The organism is Stenotrophomonas sp. NPDC077461 (genome assembly GCF_049545475.1).
Lineage (GTDB): Bacteria > Pseudomonadota > Gammaproteobacteria > Xanthomonadales > Xanthomonadaceae > Stenotrophomonas > Stenotrophomonas nematodicola.
On the sequence record NZ_JBMWDO010000006.1, the window covers coordinates 157,915 to 179,994 of the forward strand.

General features: G+C 68.0%; 14 protein-coding genes. 5 read left to right on the top strand and 9 right to left on the bottom strand.

Annotated features, from left to right (window positions below):
* Positions 1-43 precede the first annotated feature (43 nt).
* The 6 genes from ACPEH8_RS12440 to ACPEH8_RS12465 are packed head-to-tail and all read right to left on the bottom strand — an operon-like array spanning position 44 to position 6,492.
* The gene (locus tag ACPEH8_RS12440) at positions 44-1,624 is read right to left on the bottom strand and encodes a family 43 glycosylhydrolase (RefSeq protein WP_423666912.1); all 1,581 of its coding nucleotides are present in this window, start codon (positions 1,622-1,624) and stop codon (positions 44-46) included.
* Between the two features lie 38 nt (positions 1,625-1,662).
* Complete coding sequence (gene pelA / locus ACPEH8_RS12445) at positions 1,663-2,823, bottom strand: pectate lyase (protein WP_423666915.1); 1,161 nt, start codon at positions 2,821-2,823, stop codon at positions 1,663-1,665.
* Positions 2,796-4,079, bottom strand: a complete 1,284-nt coding sequence (locus ACPEH8_RS12450) for a TRAP transporter large permease (RefSeq protein WP_423666918.1) — start codon at positions 4,077-4,079, stop codon at positions 2,796-2,798. Before ACPEH8_RS12450 ends, pelA begins: the two co-directional genes overlap by 28 nt.
* Positions 4,080-4,082: 3 nt before the next feature.
* The gene (locus ACPEH8_RS12455; RefSeq protein WP_262071536.1) at positions 4,083-4,616 is read right to left on the bottom strand and encodes a TRAP transporter small permease; all 534 of its coding nucleotides are present in this window, start codon (positions 4,614-4,616) and stop codon (positions 4,083-4,085) included.
* A gap of 12 nt (positions 4,617-4,628) precedes the next feature.
* Entirely contained in the window at positions 4,629-5,633 is a 1,005-nt protein-coding gene (locus ACPEH8_RS12460; protein ID WP_313160338.1) for a TRAP transporter substrate-binding protein, read from the bottom strand.
* A gap of 37 nt (positions 5,634-5,670) precedes the next feature.
* Positions 5,671-6,492: a 2-keto-4-pentenoate hydratase gene (locus tag ACPEH8_RS12465; RefSeq protein WP_423666921.1), complete on the bottom strand. Its 822-nt coding sequence runs from the start codon at positions 6,490-6,492 to the stop codon at positions 5,671-5,673.
* A 198-nt stretch (positions 6,493-6,690) separates the two neighbouring features.
* Between ACPEH8_RS12465 and ACPEH8_RS12470 the strand changes: the two genes are divergently transcribed.
* From ACPEH8_RS12470 to ACPEH8_RS12490, 5 genes are all read left to right on the top strand, one after another.
* Positions 6,691-7,644, top strand: a complete 954-nt coding sequence (locus tag ACPEH8_RS12470) for an alpha/beta hydrolase (protein ID WP_423667017.1) — start codon at positions 6,691-6,693, stop codon at positions 7,642-7,644.
* Positions 7,637-9,259 carry a carboxylesterase/lipase family protein gene (locus ACPEH8_RS12475; protein WP_423666924.1) on the top strand — a complete coding sequence of 541 codons (1,623 nt, stop codon included), beginning with the start codon at positions 7,637-7,639 and terminating at the stop codon, positions 9,257-9,259. The genes ACPEH8_RS12470 and ACPEH8_RS12475 overlap by 8 nt, the downstream gene beginning before the upstream one ends.
* Positions 9,259-10,122, top strand: coding sequence for a rhamnogalacturonan acetylesterase (locus ACPEH8_RS12480; protein ID WP_136005745.1), 864 nt, complete (start codon positions 9,259-9,261; stop codon positions 10,120-10,122). Before ACPEH8_RS12475 ends, ACPEH8_RS12480 begins: the two co-directional genes overlap by 1 nt.
* 115 nt (positions 10,123-10,237) lie before the next feature.
* Positions 10,238-10,831 (top strand): cysteine dioxygenase family protein, encoded by a 594-nt coding sequence (locus tag ACPEH8_RS12485; RefSeq protein ID WP_136005747.1) that lies wholly within the window; start codon positions 10,238-10,240, stop codon positions 10,829-10,831.
* A gap of 191 nt (positions 10,832-11,022) precedes the next feature.
* Positions 11,023-11,862: a PhzF family phenazine biosynthesis protein gene (locus ACPEH8_RS12490; protein WP_423666927.1), complete on the top strand. Its 840-nt coding sequence runs from the start codon at positions 11,023-11,025 to the stop codon at positions 11,860-11,862.
* Between the two features lie 32 nt (positions 11,863-11,894).
* Here the strand turns inward: ACPEH8_RS12490 and ACPEH8_RS12495 are convergent, their stop codons facing one another.
* The 3 genes from ACPEH8_RS12495 to ACPEH8_RS12505 all read right to left on the bottom strand — a co-directional run bounded on the left by ACPEH8_RS12495 (position 11,895) and on the right by ACPEH8_RS12505 (position 21,991).
* Positions 11,895-15,707 (bottom strand): LamG-like jellyroll fold domain-containing protein, encoded by a 3,813-nt coding sequence (locus tag ACPEH8_RS12495; protein WP_423666930.1) that lies wholly within the window; start codon positions 15,705-15,707, stop codon positions 11,895-11,897.
* A gap of 152 nt (positions 15,708-15,859) precedes the next feature.
* Complete coding sequence (locus ACPEH8_RS12500) at positions 15,860-19,030, bottom strand: TonB-dependent receptor (protein WP_017355561.1); 3,171 nt, start codon at positions 19,028-19,030, stop codon at positions 15,860-15,862.
* Positions 19,031-19,258: 228 nt separating this feature from the next.
* Positions 19,259-21,991: a TonB-dependent receptor gene (locus ACPEH8_RS12505; protein WP_423666933.1), complete on the bottom strand. Its 2,733-nt coding sequence runs from the start codon at positions 21,989-21,991 to the stop codon at positions 19,259-19,261.
* Between the last annotated feature and the right edge of the window lie 89 nt (positions 21,992-22,080).

The following is a 22,080-nucleotide window of genomic DNA, read 5'->3' on the forward strand; positions in this document are numbered from 1 at the left end:
TCGTTTCGAACCGGGGATGAGTCAGGGGATTCTAGCGGCCCTCTCAATCGAGGGCGCGGTAGCGGAAGTTGCGGAAGCGGACCTTGCCGTCGCCGGCGGCGTACAGCGCCGGTTTCAGGGCCAGGAACTTCCCGGCCACATTGTGATGGTAGCCGGAGACTTCCATCTGAACCGGGTACTTCTGCCAGGTTTTGCCGTCGGCACTGGAGTGGATGGTGACGATATGGCGGTTGTTGGTCACCCGCAGCCACAGCCGGCCGCCGGTGGCGCTGGGGGCCAGCCGGGTGGGGCGCTCCTCGCCGTAGCGGTGCATGATGAACTTCTCGCCGTTGCTGCCCACGCCCACGTACAGGCGGTCGCTGTAGAAGAGCAGGGCGCCGCCGACCGCGCCGGGGGCGATCTCCATCTCCACCTCGAACTGGTAGGCCTTGTCGCCGGCAATGGCGGTCAGCGGCGAGCTGTCGCGCGGGGTTTGGCCCTTGCCCTGCAGCAGCAGGCCCTCGCCACTGAAGTCCAGGCGGCGGTATTCATCCTGCGCCGGGTTGAAGAAGGACCACTGCGCGCCGAGCGCCGGGCCGGCGAAATCATCCGAGAGCGCCATGCCATGCGCGCCCACCGAGGTCCCGGAGGGCTTGGCCAGCGGCTGGCCGAGGTCGCCGCCCTTGGCCACGAACCAGCCGTCGTCGGTCCACTCGATCGGCTCCAGCAGCGCCTGGCGGCCCAGCGTCCAGTACCCGTTCTCGTAGCCGTGGTACATCATCCACCAGCGCCCGTCGGTGCCCTCGATCACGGTGGCATGGCCACGCGACCACCACGGCTCGGCGGCCGAGCGGGTGCGCATGATCGGGTTGTTTGGCGCATTCACCCACGGCCCGTGGATCGAGCGCGAGCGCGCGGTGATCACCATATGGCCGGTCGGCGGGCCGGCGGTGCCGCCCACGGCGGTGGTCATGTAGTACCAGCCATCGCGGAAATTGATCTTCGGCCCTTCCTGCGCGTACGCCTCCACATCCCAGCTTTCCGGGTATTTCCAGCCGTCGTAGACGTGTCTGGGCGTGCCGGCCACGCTGAGGCCGTCGTCGGCCAGCTGCACGTAGTCGCCGCCACTCAGGAACAGATAGCGTTTGCCGTCTTCACCCACGGCATGGCCCGGATCGATGTAGCCGCCCAGGCCGATGTCGATCGGCTCGCTCCACGGGCCCTTGATGCTGTCCGCCCAGACCACGAAGTTGCTGCGGTGCTCACCGGTGCGGGCGGGGAAATAGATGTAGTAGCGGCTGCCGTGCTTGACGATGTCTGGCGCCCAGATCGCCCCCACGTTCTTTGTGATGGCATGGCCCAGCGGCTGCCAGTTGACCAGGTCGCGCGAGTGCCAGATCGGCAACCCGGGATAGGCGTCGAAGGACGACAGCGTCAGGTAGTAGTCCTCGCCGTCCTTGAGCACCGACGGGTCGGGGCGGTCGCCGGCGAACACCGGGTTGAGGAACGTGCCGTTGCCCAGGTCGGCCTGACGCTGGTTCTCGATGCCGCGCGTCCAGGCGGTGGACGGCTCGGCGGCATGGCCGGCCCCGGCCAGCAGCAGGCAGGCGGTGGCGAAGCTCGCCAGGGTCTTGCGCAGATGCATCCGTTCTCTCCTGTTGGTGGATCGTGGTCCGGCCGCGCTCAGCGCGTACCGGCCCGGGCAAGGCGCTGCTGCCAGCGCGGGTAGTCGGTGGCGATCAGCGCCTGTGGCCAGGTGCCGTACCAGTGGTAACCGGTGCGGCGCTCGCGCGGCACCTGGTCGAAGCGCGCCACGCGCTCGCCCTCGCGGTTGGCCAGCACCACGGTGCTGTCGCGCAGGTCGTGGAAGCGGCCCCAGAGCGGCGGTGCGCCGGGATCGTCCACCAGGCGGCGGTCGATCGTGCTGCGGTGATGCTGGAACTGCGCCGGCTCGGCGTCGAAGGTCTCCAGGCGCACGCCCTGCAGCGCATGGGCCTGGAACCAGGCCATCGCCCCGTCCACCGCCGCGATCACCTCGGGCGACGGGTCGGGAATGGACATCAGGTAGCGCACCACGCCCACGCTTTCGTCGACGACCAGCGCCGGCAGCTCGAAGCGGCGTCCCTGCGCGGGCTGCAGCGTGGCCGGGTCGTACTGCCCGGCCCAGATCGTCAACGCGTCGCCCTGGCGCACCTGCAGGCGCAGCACGCAGGCATCGCCCTGGCGCACGGCGCGGTCGACGCGGGCGCGCTGGTCGGCGTCGATGAAGGCGAAGACCGGGTCCTGCTGCACCCGCCTCAGCGTGGTCAGCACGCCGCTGGTGACATCGTCGGCGAAGGTGACGTGGCCGTGGTACGCGGTACGCGACGGCACCGAGTGCGGCCAGCCGCCGCACGCCGGCATCTGCTCGGCGAGGATGAAATCCAGCCCGCGGACGGCGGCCTGGCGATAGCGCGGATCGCCACTGCGATCGAAGGCCTGCGCCAGGTAGGCCACCTGCGTATGGATGTTGCGGTTGTCGAAGCTGCCGCCGGCGGTGGCCTGCGCGGCCACCACCTCGGCACGCGCGCGGTCATCGAGGATCCGCTGCGGATCCTGGTTGACCGCCCAGCCGCCCCCACGGTGCTGCAGCAGCACCAGGTTGTCGGCGATCTCCCGGTACTGGTCGGGGCGGTAGCGCGGGTAGTCCGTGCCGTGCCCGCTCTGCCAGTGGTTGATCGCGTCCTGGAACGCCCGCAGCGGAATCTCCTGCCCCGGCGCCGCAGGCGCGGCGCAGGGCAGGGCGATCAGCAGCAGGGCGGCGGCGCGATGCATCGTCAGGCGCGCAGCAGGGCGGGCAGCCACAGCGACAGCTCCGGGAAGAAGGTGACGATCAGCAGCACGCCCAGCGCGGCGAACCAGAACGGCCAGATCGAGCGCATGCTCTCGCCGACGGTGATCTTGCCGATCGAGGTGCCGATGAACAGCACCGAGCCCACCGGCGGCGTCACCAGCCCCAGGCCACCGGTCAGTACCAGCACCAGGCCGAAGTGGATCGGGTCGATGCCGTAGGCCTTGGCCACCGGCAGGAAGATCGGCGTGCAGATCAGGATCATCGGCGCCAGATCCATGAAGGTGCCCAGCAGCAGCAGCATCACCACGATCATCAGCAGCACCATGAACTTGCTGTGCGCGAAGGACTGCAGGAACTCCACTGCCGCCGCCGGCACTTCCAGGTAGGCCAGCAGCCAGCCGAACACCGCGGCGGTGGCAATCACGAACAGGATCACGCCGGTGCTGCGGGCGGCATGGGTGACCGTGCCGAGGAACTCGCGCCAGTTGAGCTGGCGGTACAGCACCGTTGTGACCAGCAGCGCGTAGACCACGGCGATTGCCGCGCTCTCCACCGCAGTGAAGATGCCGGCGCGGATGCCGACGAAGATCAGCGCGACCAGGCCCAGGCCGGGCAGGGCGGAGAACAGCCGCAGGGCCACTGCACGCCAGCCGGGGAACACTTCCACACCGTAGCCGCGACGCCGTGCGACCACGTAGCCGGTGACCATCAGGGCCAGGGTCATCAGCAGCGCCGGGGCGATGCCGGCGGCGAACAGATCGGCGATCGACAACCCGCCACCGGCCGCGGCCGAGAACAGGATGAGGTTGTGCGACGGCGGCACCAGCAACGCCACCAGCGCAGCGGTGATGCTCACGTTGACGGCGAAATCGCGGTCGTAACCGCGCTTGACCATCTGCGGAATCATCGTGCCGCCCACCGCCGAGACATCGGCGATGGCCGAGCCGGACACACCACCGAAGAACAGCGAGGACAGGATCGACACCTGGCCCAGGCCACCGCGCAGGCGTCCGACCAGCGAGGAGGCCAGCGAGATCAGGCGCTCGGAGATGCCGCCGCGCATCATGATTTCACCGGCGAAGATGAACAGTGGAATGGCGATCAGCGAGGCCGACCCGGTGCCGGCGGAGATCTGCTGGACCAGCACCAGCGTGGGCAGGTCCAGGTACCACAGCGTTGCCAGCGCGGCCGCGGCCAGCGCATAGGCCACCGGCACACCGAGCAGCAGCAGCACCGCGAAGACGGTGAAAAGAATCGTAATACCCATGACTCAGCGGTCTCCTTCTGCATCGGCAACCGGCGGTTGCGCGGCCTGCACCATCTGGTTGAGCGCGAACACCGCCATCAGCGCGCCGCCGATCGACAGCGGCAGGTAGTTGATGCTCTGTGGCAGGTTGGCGCCGGCGGTCTTGATGTCCAGCCCGTCAAGCAGCAGCACGGCTGCCCACCAGGCGATCACCGCGCCCAGCACCACCACCACCAGCGCGGCGAACATGTCCACCGCACGCCGCAGGCCAGGGCCCATGTGCGCGGCGAGCAGGAAGAAGCCGAAGTGGCGGCGCGTGTGCACGCCGGTGGCCGCGCCCAGGCTCATGGCCGTGGCCAGCAGCAGCAGGGTCACCGGCTCGGTCCAGCTCGGCGAATCGTTGATCACGTAGCGGGCGAACACCTGCCAGCCCTGCACCACTACCAGCCCGAGCAGGGCGATGACGGCGATGTGGATGGCCACGTCGGCAATGCGGTCCAGCACGCGCTGCGGTGCCGAACGCAGGTCGGCAGAGGTTTCGGAAATCGGGTCGGACATCGCGGCAGGGCCTCAGGCGAAGTCGCGGATGCGACGGGTGAGGGCGGCCAGCTCCGGCTGCTGCAGGTACTGCTGCAGCAACGGGTCGGCGGCCTTGCGGAAGGCCGGCATGTCGACCTCGTTGAAGCGGATGCCGAAATCGGCAACGGCCTGGCGGGCGGTGTTTTCCGAGGCGTCCCACTGTTCGCGCATCACCTGCACCGACTCGCGCGCGGTCTCGATCACCAGGGTACGGTCGGCCGGGCTCAGCGCATCGAAGCTCTGCCGCGACATCAGCAGCACGTCCGGCGCATACGAGTGGTCGCTCTGCGACCAGTAGTGCGCGGCCTCGAAATGGCGGCTGGAGTGGAAGCTGCGCATGTTGTTTTCCGCACCGTCGATCATGTGCGTTTCCATGCCGGAGAAGGTGTCGCCCAGCGACATCGGCGTCGGGTTGGCACCGAGCAGGCGCATCAGCTGGATGAAGATGTCCGAGGACGCCACGCGCAGCTTGAGGCCATGCAGATCCTTCGGTTCCACGATCGGATGCTTGGTGTTGTAGAAGCAGCGCGCGCCGGAATCGTAGATCGCCAGACCGACCAGATCGCGGTGCTCGAAGCCCTGCAGCACCGTGTCGGCCACGCCGCCGTCGAGGGCGCGGCGCATGTGCGCCACCGACTCGAACACATACGGCAGGCACAGCCCCTGGGTCAGCGGGAAGGCGTTGTTGAGCGCGCCGGAATATACGCGGGTGATGTCGATGGCACCGAAACGGGCCATGTCGATCGCTTCGGATTCGCGACCGAGCTGGCCGGAGTGGTACTGGCGCAGGCGCAGCCGGCCGCCGGTCTTTTCCTCGAGCGTCCTGCCGATCCACTTCACCGCGGTCACGGTCGGGTAGTCGGCGACGTGGACGTCGGTGGCGGTCAACAGCTGCGCACCAGCCGGTGCGGCATTGGACGACCGTGAGCAGGCCGTCAGCGCGGGCACGGCAAGCGCGCCCAGACCGGTGGCCATGAAACTTCTGCGAGTGAACATCTGCGCCCTCCCAAGCGTGCTCGCCATGTCCGCGCGGTTACCCGGCGGCGATGGCCTTGCAGGTAATGTCGCCGTAGCCGGCGAAACGGATCAATGCCTGTTGGCCCACCGCAATGTCATGGATGCCGGTGGCATTGCCGCTGGCGATCAGGTCGCCGGCCTTGAGCGGGCGGCCGCGTTGGGCCGAGCGCGCCAGCGCGAACGCGTAGGCGGTGCGCAGGCCGCCTGGCAGCAGGGTCGCACCGCCGGTGCCGACCACCTCGCCCTCGATACGTGTTTCCGCACGCAGGTCGGCGTCGTCCAGCGCGGTCCAGTCCGGGATCTCCGCACCCAGCACCAGACCGTTGTTGTTGCCGAAGTCGGACACCACCACACGCGGGCCGAGCTTGTTGATGGTGGCGAGCGGGCTGCTGGCCACTTCCACACCGATGAACAGCCGGGCGGGCAACGCCTCGGCTTCTTCGGGCGTCCAGTGCAGCTTGTCGGCCGGGGCATCCTTCTGGAGCTGGATCACGAACTCCGCTTCGACCGCGCCGAAGCCACCGACGAACACCGGAATGTCCACTGTTCCACCGGTAGCATTCCAGAGCCGACGCGAGAAAATCGGGCCCAGCAGCCGGTCGTCGCCGGACGAATCGCGGCGCTCGGCGGCGATGTAACCCACTTTCCATCCCACCACGCGGTCATCCCAAAGGTCGATGGCCTGGTCCTGCACACGGTAGGCCGTGAGCAGATCATCGGGGATATTCCCCGGAAAATCGGCCAACGCCTGCCCTTGCTGGCGGGCACTGACGAACGCGCGGGCGATCTCGCCCAACCCCTGGTCTGGCAGGTCCTGTTTGCCCTGGTCGTTGCTCAAGCGGGTCTCCCGATGATTTGTTGCACTGCCAATCGACAGCGCTTGGATGTGCTGTATATGGTAAACCGGTGTCATTGGCAATGTGCAGCGCGTCAGAATTGCGCCGGCAGTCACCATGACCGTTTCCTACCCCCTGCAGAAGGACGTTTGCGGATGCCACGCGCTGTAGTGATGCCGTTGCTGGCCGGCTGGTTGCTGATGGCCGGGCTGTGCTTTCCCCTCCACGCCGCCGGGCGCGCGGCCGGTACCGAGCCGGCCCCGGGCAGCCCGGACCGCCTCGCGCTGTGGCCGACCGGCCAGGTGCCCGGCGAGCAGGGTCCGCCGCGCGTGCCCAACGTGGTCGAGCGCAGCACCGATCCGGCGTTTCCCGACCGCTACATCGACAATGTCGATGCGCCCTACTTGGTCGTGTACCGGCCCGCACGCCCCAACGGCACCGGCCTGCTGGTCATTCCCGGCGGCGGCTACCAGCGCATCGTGCTGGACAAGGAAGGCACCGCACTGGCGCCGCCGTTCGTCGCGCAGGGCGGGGTCACGCTGTTCGTGCTGCGCTACCGGCTGCCGGCCGGGCGCAGCGATCGGCAGGCGGCGCTGGCCGACGCGCAGCGCGCGATGCGGGTGATCCGGGCCGGGGCAGCGCGCTGGCAGCTCGATCCGGCACGCCTCGGCGTCATGGGCTTTTCTGCCGGCGGCCATGTCGCCGCACGGCTGAGCACCGGCTTCGACGCGCCGGTCTATCCCCATCGCGATGCCATCGATGCGGTCAGCGCACGGCCCGATGTCGCACTGCTGATCTACCCGGTGATCGACATGGGTCCGCACGCCCACACCGGCTCGCGCGAGCGGCTGCTCGGACCGCATCCGGACGCCGCACTGGCCACCCGGTTCTCGATGCAGGAGCAGGTGCGCGCGGACACCCCGCCCACTTTCCTGGTGCACGCGCAGGACGACACCGTGGTGTCCGTGCACAACAGCCTGGTCTATTACCAGGCGCTGCTGCGCGCCGGCGTGTCCACCGAGATGCATCTGTTCCCGTCCGGCGGCCACGGCTTCGGCGTGCGCATTCCCGCCGGCTCCACCGTTGCGCAGTGGCCCGACCTGGCCCTGCGCTGGATATCTTCGCGCCCCCCGGAGCCCACGCGCCATGACTGAGTCCCCCACCGATCTGCACCGGCGCCGTTTCCTGCGCGACAGCGCGCGCTACGCACTGATGCTGGGCGCCACCAGTCTGCCGCTGCTGCCGGCCTTCGCCGGCGTGCCGGGCCCGCGCCACGATGCCGCACCGCTGGCACGGGTGCGCGGTGGCCGCCTGCGGGGGCAGCTGGAGCAGGGCGTGAACGTGTTCCGCGGCATTCCCTACGGCGCCGATACCGCATCCAGGCGTTTCCAGCCGGCGGTGCAGGAAGCGGCGTGGCGCGGCGTGCGCGACGCGCTCGCCTACGGCAATGCGGCGCCGCAGGGTGGCAGCGAAGGACCAGGCAGCGAAGACTGCCTGTTCCTCAACGTGTGGACGCCCGCGCTGCGCGATGGCGGCAAGCGGCCGATCCTGTTCTACATCCACGGCGGCGCCTACAACAACGGCTCGGGCAGCGATCCGCTCTACGACGGCAGCGCGCTGTGCCGGCGCGGCGACGTGGTGGTGGTGACCGTCAACCACCGGCTCAACGTGTTCGGCTACCTGTACCTGGCGCAGTTGGGCGATGCGCGCTTTGCCGCCTCCGGCAACGTCGGGCAGCTCGACCTGGTGCAGGCGCTGCAGTGGGTGCGCCAGCACGCGGCGGAGTTCGGCGGCGATGCAGGCAACATCACCGTGTTCGGCCAGTCCGGCGGGGGCGCCAAGATCGCCACGCTGATGGCGATGCCGGCCGCGCGCGGGCTGTTCCAGCGCGCATGGACGATGAGCGGCCAGCAGGTCACGGCAGCGGGCCCGCGTGCGGCCACCCAGCGCGCCCAGATCGCGATGCAGGCCGTGGGCGCGGCCGATGCCGAGGCGCTGCGCACGATGCCGATGGAGGCGCTGCTGGCCGCCACCCGCGCGCGCGATCCGTCGCGGGTGGAGAACAGCAGCCTCTATGTGGGGCCCGTACTGGACGGACACGTGCTGCCGGCGCATCCGTTCTGGCCGGACGCGCCGGCGCAGTCGGCCGGCATTCCGATGGTGATCGGCAACACCCACGATGAAACCCGCGCCTTCCTCGGCAACGACCCGGCCAACTTCGCGCTCACCTGGGACACCTTGCCGGCCAGGTTGGAGAAGGAGCAGTACGTCGACCTGCTGCCGGCGGTGGTGATCGCCGAATACCGCCGCCTGTATCCGCACTACACGCCCTCGGACGTGTTCTTCGCCGCCACCACCGCCGGGCGCTCGTGGCGGGGTGCGGTGGAGGAGCTGGAGGCACGTGCGCGGCAGGGCGCGCCGACCTGGGCCTACCAGCTGGACTGGGGCTCACCGCTGGACGGCGGCAGGCTCGGCGCCTTCCACACGCTCGACATCCCGCTGGTATTCGACACCACCGGCCAGCCCGGCTCCCGCACCGGCGATGGCGAAGAGGCCACGCGCGTGGCGGCCACAATGAGCACGGCGCTGATCGCCTTTGCCCGCCACGGCGACCCCAACCATGCCGCGTTGCCGCAGTGGCAGACCTATTCGCTCGAGCGCCGCCAGACCATGCTGTTCGACGCCACCTCGCAGCAGGCCGACGATCCGCGCGGCGGCGAGCGCCGCCTCTACCAGCAGGTTCCCTTCATCCAACGAGGTACGTTCTGATGCGGCATGCATCCTGGCTGCTGGGCAGCCTGCTGTGGTTCACGACGGGCGCGGCCCACGCCGCCACCGATCCGGCGATCGGCGACCGCCCGGCCCCGACCCCGATCCGTGCCGGCAAGATCGTGCTCGTCGGCGATTCCACCACGGCGGTGCAGGGCGGCTGGGGGCCGGCGTTCTGCGCCCGCCATGTCACTTCGTTCCTGACCTGCACCAACCTGGCGCGCGGTGGCCGCAGCACCTACAACTACCGCGCCGAGGGCTCGTGGGCGCTGGCCGAGGCGGAAATGCGCACGCCGGGCTATGCGACCACCTGGGTGCTGGTGCAGTTCGGCCACAATGACCAGCCGGGCAAGCCGGGCCGCTCGACCGACCTGCAGCGCGAGTTCCCGGACAACCTGCGCCGCTACGTGCGCGAGATCCGCGCGGCAGGCGCACAGCCGGTGCTGCTGACGCCGTTGACCCGCCGGCAGTTCGCCCAGGGCGTGTTGATTGACGATCTGGCGCCGTGGGCCGACGTCGTGCGTGCGGTGGCACGCGAGCTGGACGTGCCGCTGGTCGACCTGCACGCGCGCAGCCGCGCGGTGGTACAGGCGCTTGGCCCGGTCGGTGCGATGCCGCTGGCACAGGCCGCCCCCAGCGCAGCACAGGTCAGCGCCGCGCTGGGCGGCACCACTGTCGGCGCCGCGCCCGTCGCGGGTGCGCCGGCGGTGCAGAACAACGCCGTGGCCGAGCCGATGGGCCAGGCCAAGGTGGCCTTCGACTACACCCACCTCGGGCCGGACGGTGCGGCGGTGTTCGCCACGCTGGTCACCACCGAACTGGCGCGCGAAGTGCCGGCGCTGCGCTCCATGCTGATTCCCTGATCGATAGGTGCGCTAAACCAAAATCGGCGAATTGATCGCTAGTTCGCGCAACGTAGCGCAATGGCCGTGATTTGGGTCAAACACGCCGTTGACGCGGATCGCCTAGACTGGGGATATGCAAGAGCATCTCAATCCGTTTCCGCCGTTTCATGGTCGTGATCGACTGATCGCGGCCATCGACCACGCGGTGCAGCACGACGATGCCCATCGGATCGCCGCCACCCTGCGTGGCGCGTTGCGTGATGCCATCGCCGACAGCCGCATCCAGTTGCCTGCGTGTGTACATCGCCCGATCGCCGACCACTACGCGCGGCGCGAGCTGTACCGCAGCAGTGCGCACGGCTACAGCATCGTGGCGATGAGCTGGGGGCCGGGCCAGGGCACGCCGCTGCACGACCACAGCGGTCTGTGGTGCGTGGAAGGCGTGTGGCTGGGGCAGCTGGAGATCACCCAGTACCAGCTGCTGGAACGCGAGGGCGAGCGCTTCCGGTTCCGCGCCGAGCCCGCGATCCTTGGCGACTGCGGCAGCGCCGGCAGCCTGATTCCGCCGCACGAGTACCACACCATCCGCAACACCAGCGACGACGAGCTGGCCATCTCGGTGCATGTCTACGAGGGCGAGATGACCCGCAGCGCGGTCTTCGAGCCCGATGGCACGCAGGGCTGGTACCAGCGGCGGCTGCAGGTCATGGAAACCGACGCCGCCTAGGCGCACGCACCGCGCGCATTGCTGCCCTCGCAACGCCGACTCTGGTCGCCCCTTTCGTAGAGCCGACCTCTGGTCGGCTTCGCGCAGCGCGCAGCAGTCCGATGCCGGAGCCAGGAGCAGCCGACCCACCGTCGATGCCTTCCACCGCGCGGCCAGGCGAGAATGACCCACCCCACGCGCAGGAGCGTCCCATGTCCATCCACCCCTTCTTGCAGATCAACGTCTTCAGTACCGACCCGCTGCTGGGCAACCCGTTGGCTGTGGTGCTGCAGGCCGATGGGCTGAGTGAGGCGCGCATGGCGGCCTTTGCGCGCTGGACCAACCTGAGCGAGACCACCTTCGTCTCGACGCCAACCGACCCACGCGCCGACTACCGGGTGCGCATCTTCACCACCCTGGGTGAACTGCCGTTCGCCGGGCATCCCACCCTGGGCAGCTGCCATGCGTGGCTGGCCAATGGCGGCGTGCCGCACGGGGGGGAGATCGTGCAGGAGTGCGGGATCGGGTTGGTGCGGATTCGCCGGGATGCGTCCGGGGTGGCGTTTGAAGCGCCCCCGTTGCGGCGCGAGGGGCCCCTGGAGCCCGCGCTGCGCGCGCGCGTGCGGGCAGGACTGGGCGTTGCCGCCGATGACCTGATGGATGCGCAATGGGTCGACAACGGCCCTCCCTGGTTGGCGGTGCGTCTGCGCAGTCGTGCGGCAGTGCTGGCCGTGCGGCCCGACTACGTCGCGCTGGAGGGACTGATGGTGGGCGTGTTCGCGGCGTGCGATGCAAACGACGGTGTGGACGCGCAGTTCGAGTCGCGCGCCTTCATTGCCGGTGAGGCCGCGCCGGAGGACCCGGTGACCGGCAGCCTCAATGCGGGGATTGCACGGTGGCTGCTGCGGGAAGGCAGCTCGCCCGACCGGTATGTGATCAGCCAGGGCACGGTACTGGGCCGGGCCGGGCGGGTACAGGTGGAGCGGGTGGGGGAAACCGTATGGATCGGCGGTGCGTGCGTGACCTGCATTGAAGGGTCGGTGACGTTGTAGGCGGCATGGGGTTGAGACCATGCCGCTCGCGGTTACTCCACCGGTACCACGTTGTTGAGCTGTGTGACTTCAGCCCCGCCATCGGGCAGCATCACCCGCACCCGCAGGCCCGCGCGCTTGGCGGCTGGCAAGGGCAGCGCCACGGTGGTGGTCTTGGGCACCAGGTCGAGGGGGGCGTCCATCGCCGGGATCCCGACGCGGGCCACTTCACGCCCGTTGGCGTCTTCAAGGACCGCCGTTCCCGCCGGCGTTGCCACGTGGCCCAAGCTGTGCACGGTGACGTGCACCTGGCCCCCGTCCACGCGCACGTCGCCACGACCGACGCCGAGGTCGGGGCGCTGCTCGACCGGCGTACCGGCCTGCACCAGCGCGAACTCGAACACCTGGCTCTGGCCGGGTGCGAAGCGCAGCGTGGTCGAGGCACTGCGCTCCAGGGTGAGCTCGCGGACCGTTGCCTTGCCGTCAATCCGGTCGTCGCCATCGCGATCCACGCCGCTGGTCATCCGCCATTGCCCGGCGGTGACGTTCCAGGTGGTCATGTCCGCCTCCACGGCCCGCTTGCCCAGGTTGTAGGCAATCACCTTGAACCGGTCCGGTGACGGCGCGTGCACCAGCAGCGCCACCTGTTCGGCCGCATCCGGCTGGGCAAAGCGCCAGCTGACGGTATGCCCCGGCCAGCTCTGGTTGCGCTTGAGCGCGATGCCGCCCAGGCGCGCGCGCTGCAGGAACTCGCTGGGCGCTTCGACGCGGTCGGACCACCAGTGGCCCTCGGTGTTCATGTACTCGCGCTGCGCCTTGGCCTGGATGCCATCGGCGTGCAGGGCCTCCAGGTACCTCTTGTCGCCGGTGGCCTGCCAGGCCATCAGGCTGGAGAAGCCGGTGCTGCCACCGTCGGCGTCGGCGATGAAGCGCGGATTCCACTGCGCGCCGCGCCCCAGCACCTCGACGTAGTTCTCGCCCAGGTTGGAGAGGGCCCCCGGACCGCCGCGCTCCACGCGGTAGTCCAGCGCCTTGAGGTACTTGTCGTCGCCGCTCCAGCGCCATGCCGCCCAGAAGGTGTGCATGACATCGCCGCCGCCGGAGCCGTTGTTGAGCTCGCCGCCGCGGGTCTTGCCGGTGGCCCAGTGGATCTCGTTGGGCAGCGCCCAGCGGCCCTTGTCGTCGGTGTAGGCATGCGCCAGGTAGCTGTCGGCCAGCCCGGTGACCAGCGTGCGGCTGGTTGGATCGGCGTTGTACTGGCCGATCAGGAACGCCGGATGCAGCACCGGGAACGAGTAGGGCTTCTGCCACTGCCAGTTCGGGTCGCGGTACACCTTGTTGCCGCCGAACCAGTTGCTGGAGAACAGCCGTTGGCCCTGCGGATTGGGCAGGATGATGCGCTCGTCGAAGGCCTTCACCGTCTCCATCAGGCGCTCCACGGTGAGCGGATCGCCCCAGTTGAGGTACAGCATGGCGCTGTTGGTGTTGATGCCCTCTTCGTAGGCGTGCAGCTCATCGGTCTCGATGGTGCTCAGGCCGTTGCTGAACATCCCGTTGCGGTACACCGCATCGGACAACGCGGTGAGCGAGGCGTTGAGCCTGTCCGGCTGCACGCCCATCAGCGCCAGGCCCGGCCACTGCTGGGTCAGGTCGGAATCGTCGGAAATGCCACCGCCGAAGTCGCCGTAGGCGATCTGGCGATGGTCGATCCACCAGTCGATGAAGCGGCGCACGTAGCGCAGGTCTTCGGTCTGCCGGAACGCCCACAGCGGCACGCCCTTGGGCGCCTCGGGCTGGACGAACGGCGGTTTGCCCTGGCTGTTGTAGCTGATGTAGTTCCAGTACAGGCGGCCGAGCGCATGGTCCGGGTCGACCCGCAGCAGGTCGCTCAGATCGGCGTACACGCGCGCGTACAGGCGCTGGCGCTTGGAGGTGGTGTGTTCTTCGACCAGGAAGCCCCAGTTGTCGCGGACCTGATTGAAGCGGTCAGCGAGGTGCTCCTTCTTAGCCTCCTCGCGGTCCTTGTAGACCATGCGGATCTCGGCACCGTCGAGCGCGCCGGCGTTGAAGCCAGGGGCGGCCGAGGCGATCGAGATCCACAGGCTGTCGGCGGTGAGGATGCGGTCGCGCAGGTCCAGCCACAGCGTGCGCTTCTGGCCCGGCTTCACTGACACCGATACGTCGATCATGTCGCGCGCCGGCCAGATCGGATCCTTGATGCGGATGTTGAGCGGAATCAGCCCGTCGCGCGTGGCCGGCAGGTCGAGCGCCGGCAGGTCGATGGCAACCCCGTCCAGGCCGTCGTGCATGTTCTCCCAGCTGTGCGCCCAACTGCGGATCAACGGCTGCGCGGCCGGCGCATCGCTGACCCCGGAAGGAATCAGCACGTGCACGATCGGCAGCGGCTGCGCGGGCAACGTGTCGGCGCCGCGCCGGCGCGAGCCGGCGCCCTTGGGCAGGGCCATCACCGTGCTGCGCTCGGCGGGCGGGTAGCGGCCGTCGATGTAGGCGCGCAGGTCGGCGATGTTGGTGTAGTCCGGGAGCGCCTGGCTGTCGATCAGGTAGCGCTGCTTGACCGTGCCGTCCGGTTCGGCGGCATCGCTGACCTGGTAGGCCCAGATCTCCTGGATCGGCGTTTCCTGTTCGGTGTTGCGGAAGTGCAGCACGCCGCCGGTCTGCGCGGGAATGTCGTTGACGCTGCGCACCACGCCCTGCGGCCGCTGGAACAGCGGCTGGGCCGGTGGGTCGCCCGCACTGTGGCCGAGCTCGCCGAAGGCGGCGCCGCGCATTTCGATGCGGTTGACGGTTTCACCGGCCGGCAGGGTCAGGTCGAGCTGCTGGCCGCCCTCGACGTAGGTGTTCCAGTCCGGCAGCTGGAAATAGTCGTTGCGGCCGGGCAGACGCGAGCGGTTGTACACGCCCGGCCAGGTGGTTTCGGCGATGCCGTCGGTGGCTTTCCACATCCACTGCTTGTGGTCCTTGGCATCGGCGAACTCGACCTTGCGGATCGTCGTGGTCGCGCTGGCCAGTGCGGGCGGGGGCGCGCCGTCCCAGCCATGCCGGTGGTTCCAGGCGCGCATCGGATCGACCGGCGCAACGGCCGTGGCAGGCGCGGCATTGCGGGCCAGCGCGGCCATGCCGGCTGGATCGAGCAGGCGGTCGTAGACGCGGATCTCGTCGAGGTCGCTGCCACGCAGGAAGTTGTAGCGGCTCTGCACCTGGTAGGGCGCCATCACCCGGCCGGCCAGGCCGAGCTGGTCCAGCGCCGCGTCGTAGTCGGCGGTGGTGTCCTGGCGGGCGACCTCCCTGCCATCCACGTACAGGCGCACGCCGTGGTTTTCATCCCAGCCGAAGGCAATGTGCTGCCACTGCTGCGGCGATGGCATCCGGTCCAGCCGGAAGGAGACGCGGGTACGCGCCAGGTTGGCGTCGGTGACAAAGGCATCGAACCCGTGGCCGTTCCAGTCGATACGCAGCCAGGCCATGTCCCAGCTGCTGTGGTCGGCGTAGCCGACCCGGAAGATGACGAACGGCGCCTCCCCCACTGCGTAGCGCGGGCGCCAGAAGAAGCCCAGCGTGCCGCGCTGGGCCTGGATGTTGCCAGGCGCGTTCCACGACAGCACACCATCATCGGCCCACTGGATGGCGCGGCCGTGCGCGCCATCGGCCACCGGCGTCACCTTGTCCTGGAAGTTCGGCACCGGATCGCCGGCGGCCGTGTCCGCGTCCGGGCCATGCTCGGCCGACACGTGGAACAGCAGCGTCGGCGCGGTCTGCGCCCAGGCGGGGCCACTGGCAAGCAGCAGCGCCAGCAGGCTGGCGGAGAGGCGGGACGGACGGAGCAGGGCAGGAGCAACGCGGTGCATGGGGCCTTCCTTTCGACAACGGTGACGGTACAGCGGAACCAGGCGGGGCCGTCACCCCGTCAGGGCGGTCGTCCGCCGCGGCAGCGCGCCCGCCAGCCCGGAGAGACGGACGGGAGCGGACGCGATACCCGGGGCGGACGCCGAAGCACGGGTCAGAACTTGTAACGCAGGCCGACGTAGTACTGGCGGCCGGTGTGGGTGTAACGATCGGGCAGCGACAGCGCCGAATCGACGTAGCGCTCGTCGGCGGTGTCGAGCAGGTTGATCGCCTCGAAGGTCAGCGAGAGCTTCTTGTTGACCTTCCAGGACATGTTGAAGTCCACGTTCTCCACGCTGTACTTGCCCTGCACATCGGCGGTGGCGTACTGGTTGTTGTCCAGGTCCCAGACATTCTCCTGCGACAGGATGGTGCTGATGTAGGCGTCGCGGTAACTGGTGGAGACGCGGGCGCTGAAACGGCCATCGTCGTAGTACAGGGTGGCGTTGTACGAGTTCGGCGACAGGTTGAGCAGGTCGTTCTCGGTGTACGTGGTGACGATGGTGTTGCCGGTGCCGGAGCTGAAGATGTACTTGATCTTCGAATCGACGTGGGTGTAGTTGAGCTGCACGCCGAAGTTGCGCCAGAAGCCGGGCAGGAAGCTGAAGGGCTGCTGGTAGGTCAGCTCGTAGCCCTTGAGCGGGCCGCCCGGGGTGTTGAAGTAGCTCTGCACGTTGAACACCGTGCTTGGGCTGAAGCCGGCGGGCAGCAGGTCCAGCGAGTAGCCCATGTCTTCCCAGGTGGTCAGCAGGCGCGTGCGCTGCACGTAGCTTTCGATGTCCTTGTAGAACACCGCGGCCGAGAGCAGCGCGCCCTCCTGGAAGTACCACTCCGCGCTCAGGTCGTAGTTGGTGGAGCGGAACGGGTCCAGCTTCGGGTTGCCCAGGTTGATCGAGTAGCTGCGGTCGTCGTCGAAGTACGCGGTCGGGCCGCCGCTGACGCTGGGCGACAGGTTGGACAGGGTCGGGCGGGCCATCGTCTTGGCCGCGCCGAAGCGCAGCACCACGGTGTCGGTGAGGTCCCACGCCAGGTTCAGCGAGGGCAGCCAGTCGTCGTACGAATGGCCGACCTGGGTGCCTACCAGCAGGCGTTCGCCGGCGTCGGCGGTGGCGCTGGCCACGCCCAGGAACGGTTCGCACGCGGCGGACAGATCGTTGGCATTGGCTGCCGTGCAGGGTGCATAGCCGGACGCGGTGATATCGGTGCGCACGTAGCGCACGCCGACATTGCCGCGGAACGCGCGGCCGAGCAGGTCGGTGTTGAAGTCCAGCTGCAGGTAGCTGCCGTAGCTCTTTTCGTTGACGTCGAAGTTGTTGTTGGACGCACCGAAGTGGCCGACGCTGGCCAGCCGGTAGTCGCCGCCGAGCGTGCCGGTGTTGCAGTTGCAGTAGATGTCCAGCAGCTTGGCGATCTTGTTGAAGTCCGGCACCAGCCAGCCATTGGGGAGGTTGCCGTCCAGGCCCTTGCCGAACCCGTCCAGGGTGGTGCTCAGGTCGCCCACGCCCACACCGCCCGGCAGCGCCTGCGACAGGCGGCCGTAGCTGATGTTGCGGAACTCCTGGGTGCGCATGTCGTAGTCCTTGTAGGCAAGGCCGCCGCGCAGGGTGAAGGTGGGGTTGATGGCGAAGGTCAGGTCGACCTTGGCGGTGTCGAAGCTGTTGTCCACATACTGCGGGTTGAGCCGCACTTCGCTGATGTTGCCGCCGCGTGCGGTGCCGTTGGCGTTCACCGGCGTGCTGCCGTAACCGAGCCACTGCCAGTTGTTCGCGCTGCCGAGGTCGAACGGGAAGGTCATGGTCGGCACTTTGCCGCCATTGCGCATGTCCAGCACGAAGCCGTCGAGGTTGCTGTTGTCGAAACTGACCATCGAGAAGATGGGGCGTTCGTAGTTCGATTCGGAATGGCCGACCAGGGCATCCAGGCGCACCGCATCGTTGAAGCGGTGTTCCAGGTTCAGGCTGAACTGCTTGAACTCGGTGCTTTCCTCGATCGCGGTGGACTCGGTGCGGAAGTCCACGTTGTCGAACACGCCATACACCAGCCTGTTCTGTTCGTCGGCCTGCGCCTCGCGCACCACGATCTGGGTCTTGCCGCCGTACTGCGCGGTGCGGTGCAGGTTGGCGCCGATGGAATCTTCGCGCACGTTCTTGTCGAGCTTGGAGTACAGCATGTCCAGGTTAAGCTGGGTGTCGTCGCCGAGCTTGAACTGCAACGCGCCGGTGATGCCCAGGCGCTCGATCTCGTGGTCGGTGCGCACGTAGCGCGGGTAGCGCGGAATCCAGGCGTTGGTGGCGGTCTCATATGCGGCGATGTTCTCGGCCGTCGCCGCCGGGCGATCCAGGCCGGTACCGCAGTGGGTGGCGTCGATGCCGTAGCTGCCCCAGCCGTTGTTGCGTCCCTGGTTGGCAGCGCTGCCCACACCGGCGGCGGTTTCATTGGCCAGCGGGTTGCGCGGGGTCTGCGGGTCGTAGCCGGCCGGGCTGCAGAAGCCGTAGGTGCCGTTGTTGGTGGCCGTGCTCTGGTTGGAGTTGCGGTAGTTGCCGTGCTCCCAGCGGACCGGGTTGTAGCCTTCCTCGTAGATGGTGCGCTTGCTGTAGGCCACCGACATCAGCGCGCCGACCCGGCCATCGGCCCAGGTGTTGCTGATCAGGCCGGAGATGCGCGGGTCTTTGTTGCGCGACAGTTCGTTGAAACCGTACTGGCCGCCCAGCGACGCCTGGAAGCCCTCGAAATCGAACGGGCGCGAGCCACGCAGATCGACGGTGGCGCCCAGCGAGCCCTCGTCGGTCTGTGCCGACTGGGTCTTGTTGATCTTGACCCGGCTGAACAGCTCGGAAGCGAAGGTGTTGAAGTCGAAGCCGCGGCTGCGGTTGACGCCGGTGGTGCCGCTGCCCGCCGTGGACAGCGCTTCCAGGCCGTTGATGCGCACGCGGGTGAAGTCCGAGCCCAGTCCACGCACCGAGATTTGCTGGCCCTCGCCGCCCTCGCGGTCGATGGAGACGCCGGCGATGCGCTGCATCGACTCGGCCAGGTTGAGATCGGGGAACTTGCCGATGTCTTCGGCGTAGATCGCATCGACCTGCTCGACGCTGTAGCGCTTTTCATCCAGCGACTGCTGCAGGCTTTCGCGGTACGTCGCCTTGACCTCGACCTTGTCCAGGTCCACTGCATCCACCGCCGGTGCCTGCTGCGCCGAGGCGATGCCGGCCATGCCCTGCAGGGCCAGCGCGATCGAGACCGCGAGATAGGTAACCGGTGTCTTTTTCCGTGGGTACTGTCGTTCCATCGTCTGTTCCCCTCCCAGGGTGCGCCGCCATGCGAGCGTGAATGATGTGGTGCGCACGGGCCGCGTCTGACACCGATGGTCAGCCGAAACGTAACAAACCCTTCACGCGCGGGCATCTTGCGCCGCAGCAGCGTGATCGCGATGGCGTGGGTAGGACGAACGGTGGAAGCCGGCACGCGCGCGGCCGGCGGCGTGATCGCTCACGCCGCCGGATGCTTCGCGGTTGAATCAGAATTTGTAGCGCAGGCCGAGCAGGTACTGGCGGCCGGTTTCGGTGTACTGCAGCGGCAGCTTCCACTGCGAGCCCACCCATTCGTCGGAGGCTTCGTTGGTCAGATTGACCGCTTCCAGGCTCAGTTCGAGCTGGTCGCTGATCTTGTAGCGCACCGAGGCGTCGATGACCGTGGTGCCGGTCATGCCATGCACGTCGAAACCGGCTTCGGTGGCGGGCACCTGGGTCAGGTAGTCGTCGCGGTTGGTGGCCGACACGCGCGCGGCGAACACCGGGCCTTCGTAGAACAGCGTGGCGTTCCACGAGTTCTTGGACAGGCCGGTCAGGTCGGTGTTGAGCGAGTTGGCGCCGGTCGCGGTGAGGTACTGGATCTGCGAATCGACGTAGGTGTAGTTCAACTGCAGGCCGAGGTTGGACCAGCGTCCGGGCAGGAAGGTGAAGGGCTGGATGTAGTTCGCTTCCAGGCCCTTGAGCTTGCCGCCGGGAGTGTTGAGCGGAACGCTGAACACGAAGTCGTCGTCCGGGCCGGCACCGGTGCCCTCCAGCAGGCTCAGCGGCAGGCCGCTGGACGAGTACGGACGCACTTCGCGCGCGGTCTGCACGGCGCTTTCGATGTCCTTGTAGAACAGCGCCAGGCCCAGCATCGCGCCTTCGCTGAAGTACCACTCGACGCCGAGGTCGGCGGTGTTGGCGCGGATCGGATCGAGGTTCGGATTGCCGCCGCTGACGGTACGCGCACCACCGCTGACGTTGACGGTCACGCCGGGAGTCAGGCTGCCCAGGCCCGGGCGCGCCATCACCTTGGCCGCGCCGAAGCGCAGCAGGAAGTCCGGGGTCAGTTCAGCCACCAGGTTCAGCGAGGGCAGGGTGTCGCTGTACTCGCGGTCCACGGTGCTCTGCACCGGTGCGCCGCTGACGGTGGCATAGCCGGTGGAGCTCTGCTTGGTCTTGACGTAGCGCACGCCGAAGTTGCCCGAGAGCGGGATCGAGCCCAGCTCGGTGGAGAACTCGCCCATCAGGTAGCCGCCACGATCCTTCTCTTCCACGCTGCGTGCGTTGACCACGCGCTCGGTGAGGGCAAACGTGCCGGTGTTGCTGTAGATGTCAAACAGCTGGTTGAAGGCGTCGATGCTGGGCACCACCCAGTTCGACGGCGACCCGGTGATGCCTCCCAGGCCGGCCTGTTCGGTCATGTCCGCCGGTACCCGCTTGTTGCCGGTGGCGAAGTTGGGGACGGCGGTTTCAGAGCCGCGCCGCCATTCACGCGTGGCGAAGCTGTAGTCCTTGCCGAGGAAGCCACCCTTCAGGCGGAAGCCGGGGCTGATGTTCCAGTTGAAGTCGACCTGGGCAGTATCGAAGTCGTTCTTCACCCACTGCGGACGCAGGCGGATTTCAGCCAGGGTCCAGCCGTTCGGATCGGTGGGATCGATGCCGTAGTTCAGCACCGGGAAGCGGCTGTTGCCGCGGTAGTCGTAGCTGTAGCCCTTGACGTTGAGCTTGTCCATGATGACCGTGGTCTGGATCGGGTTCTCGTGCTCCGAGCGCGAAGTGCCGATCTTGCCGCTGACCTTGAAGTCGTCGGTGAACTGGTGCTGCGCATTCAACGCGAGCTGCTTGAACACCGTGTTCCACTCGTCATGACGGTTTTCCGAGCGCACATCGACGTTGTCGAATACACCGTAGACCAGTGCATTGTCGCGGATCTCGCCATCGCGCACGATGGTTTCCGGCTTGCCCTGCTGCGAGGCGCCGCGGCTGAACGAGATCGCTTCGATGTAGTGCTCATCGCGCGTGGCGTCGATCTTGGAGTACAGCGCATCGAGCGACAGCTCGGTGCGGTCGGTCGGCTTCCACTGCAGCGACCCGGTCACGCCCAGGCGCTTCTGCTGGTGCTCCATCTGCACATAGCGCGGGAAGCGCGGGTGGTTGACGTTGGCGGCCAGCGCCGGCTTGTAGGTCGAGGCCGGGTTGAACCCGCCATTGCTGGTCCCACCTGCCCAGCGGCCGGTGTTGGAGCCTTCTTCGAGCAGTTGGCGCTCGGAGTAGGCCACCGACAGCAGCGCGCCGAAGGTGCCGTCGGCGAAGGTGTTGGAGATCAACGCGGCCATGCGCGGATCGGCCTTCTGGGCCATGTCGTTGTAGCTGGCCTGGCCGCTGGCGGCAAAGGTGAAGCCGTCGTAGTCGAACGGCTTGGCGGTATTGAGATCCACCGTGGCGCCCAGCGAGCCTTCCTCGACGTCGGCCTGCGCGGTCTTGCGCACGATCAGCTGCGAGAACAGGTCAGAGGCGAACACATTGAAGTCGAAGCCACGGCCACGGTTGGTGCCGCCGGACTGGTCGCCGCTGCCGACGGTGGTCAGCGCTTCCATGCCGTTGATGCGCACGCGGGTGAAGTCCGGGCCGAGGCCACGCACGGAGATGTTGCGGCCTTCGCCGGCATCGCGGGTGATGACCACGCCGGGGATGCGCTGCAGCGACTCGGCCAGGTTCAGATCGGGGAACTTGCCGATATCTTCGGCGACGATCGCGTCGACCATGCCCGACTCACCGCGCTTGATGTCCAGCGCTTTTTCGACGCTGGCGCGGTAGCCGGTGACGGTGACGGTGTCCAGATCGGTCGGGTTGGTGGTGCCGGCCTCCTGGGCCCATGCACCGCCGCTCAGCGCCAGTCCGATCGACAGCGCGAGCAAGGTAACCGGTGTCTTTTTTTCAGTGTTTCGAGATTGCATGCCTTCCCTCTCCCAAAGGTGCTACATGAAACAGCTATCCGGCGACATGTCAGTGCAATGACACCGCTGGTCAGGGCGGACGTTAACAG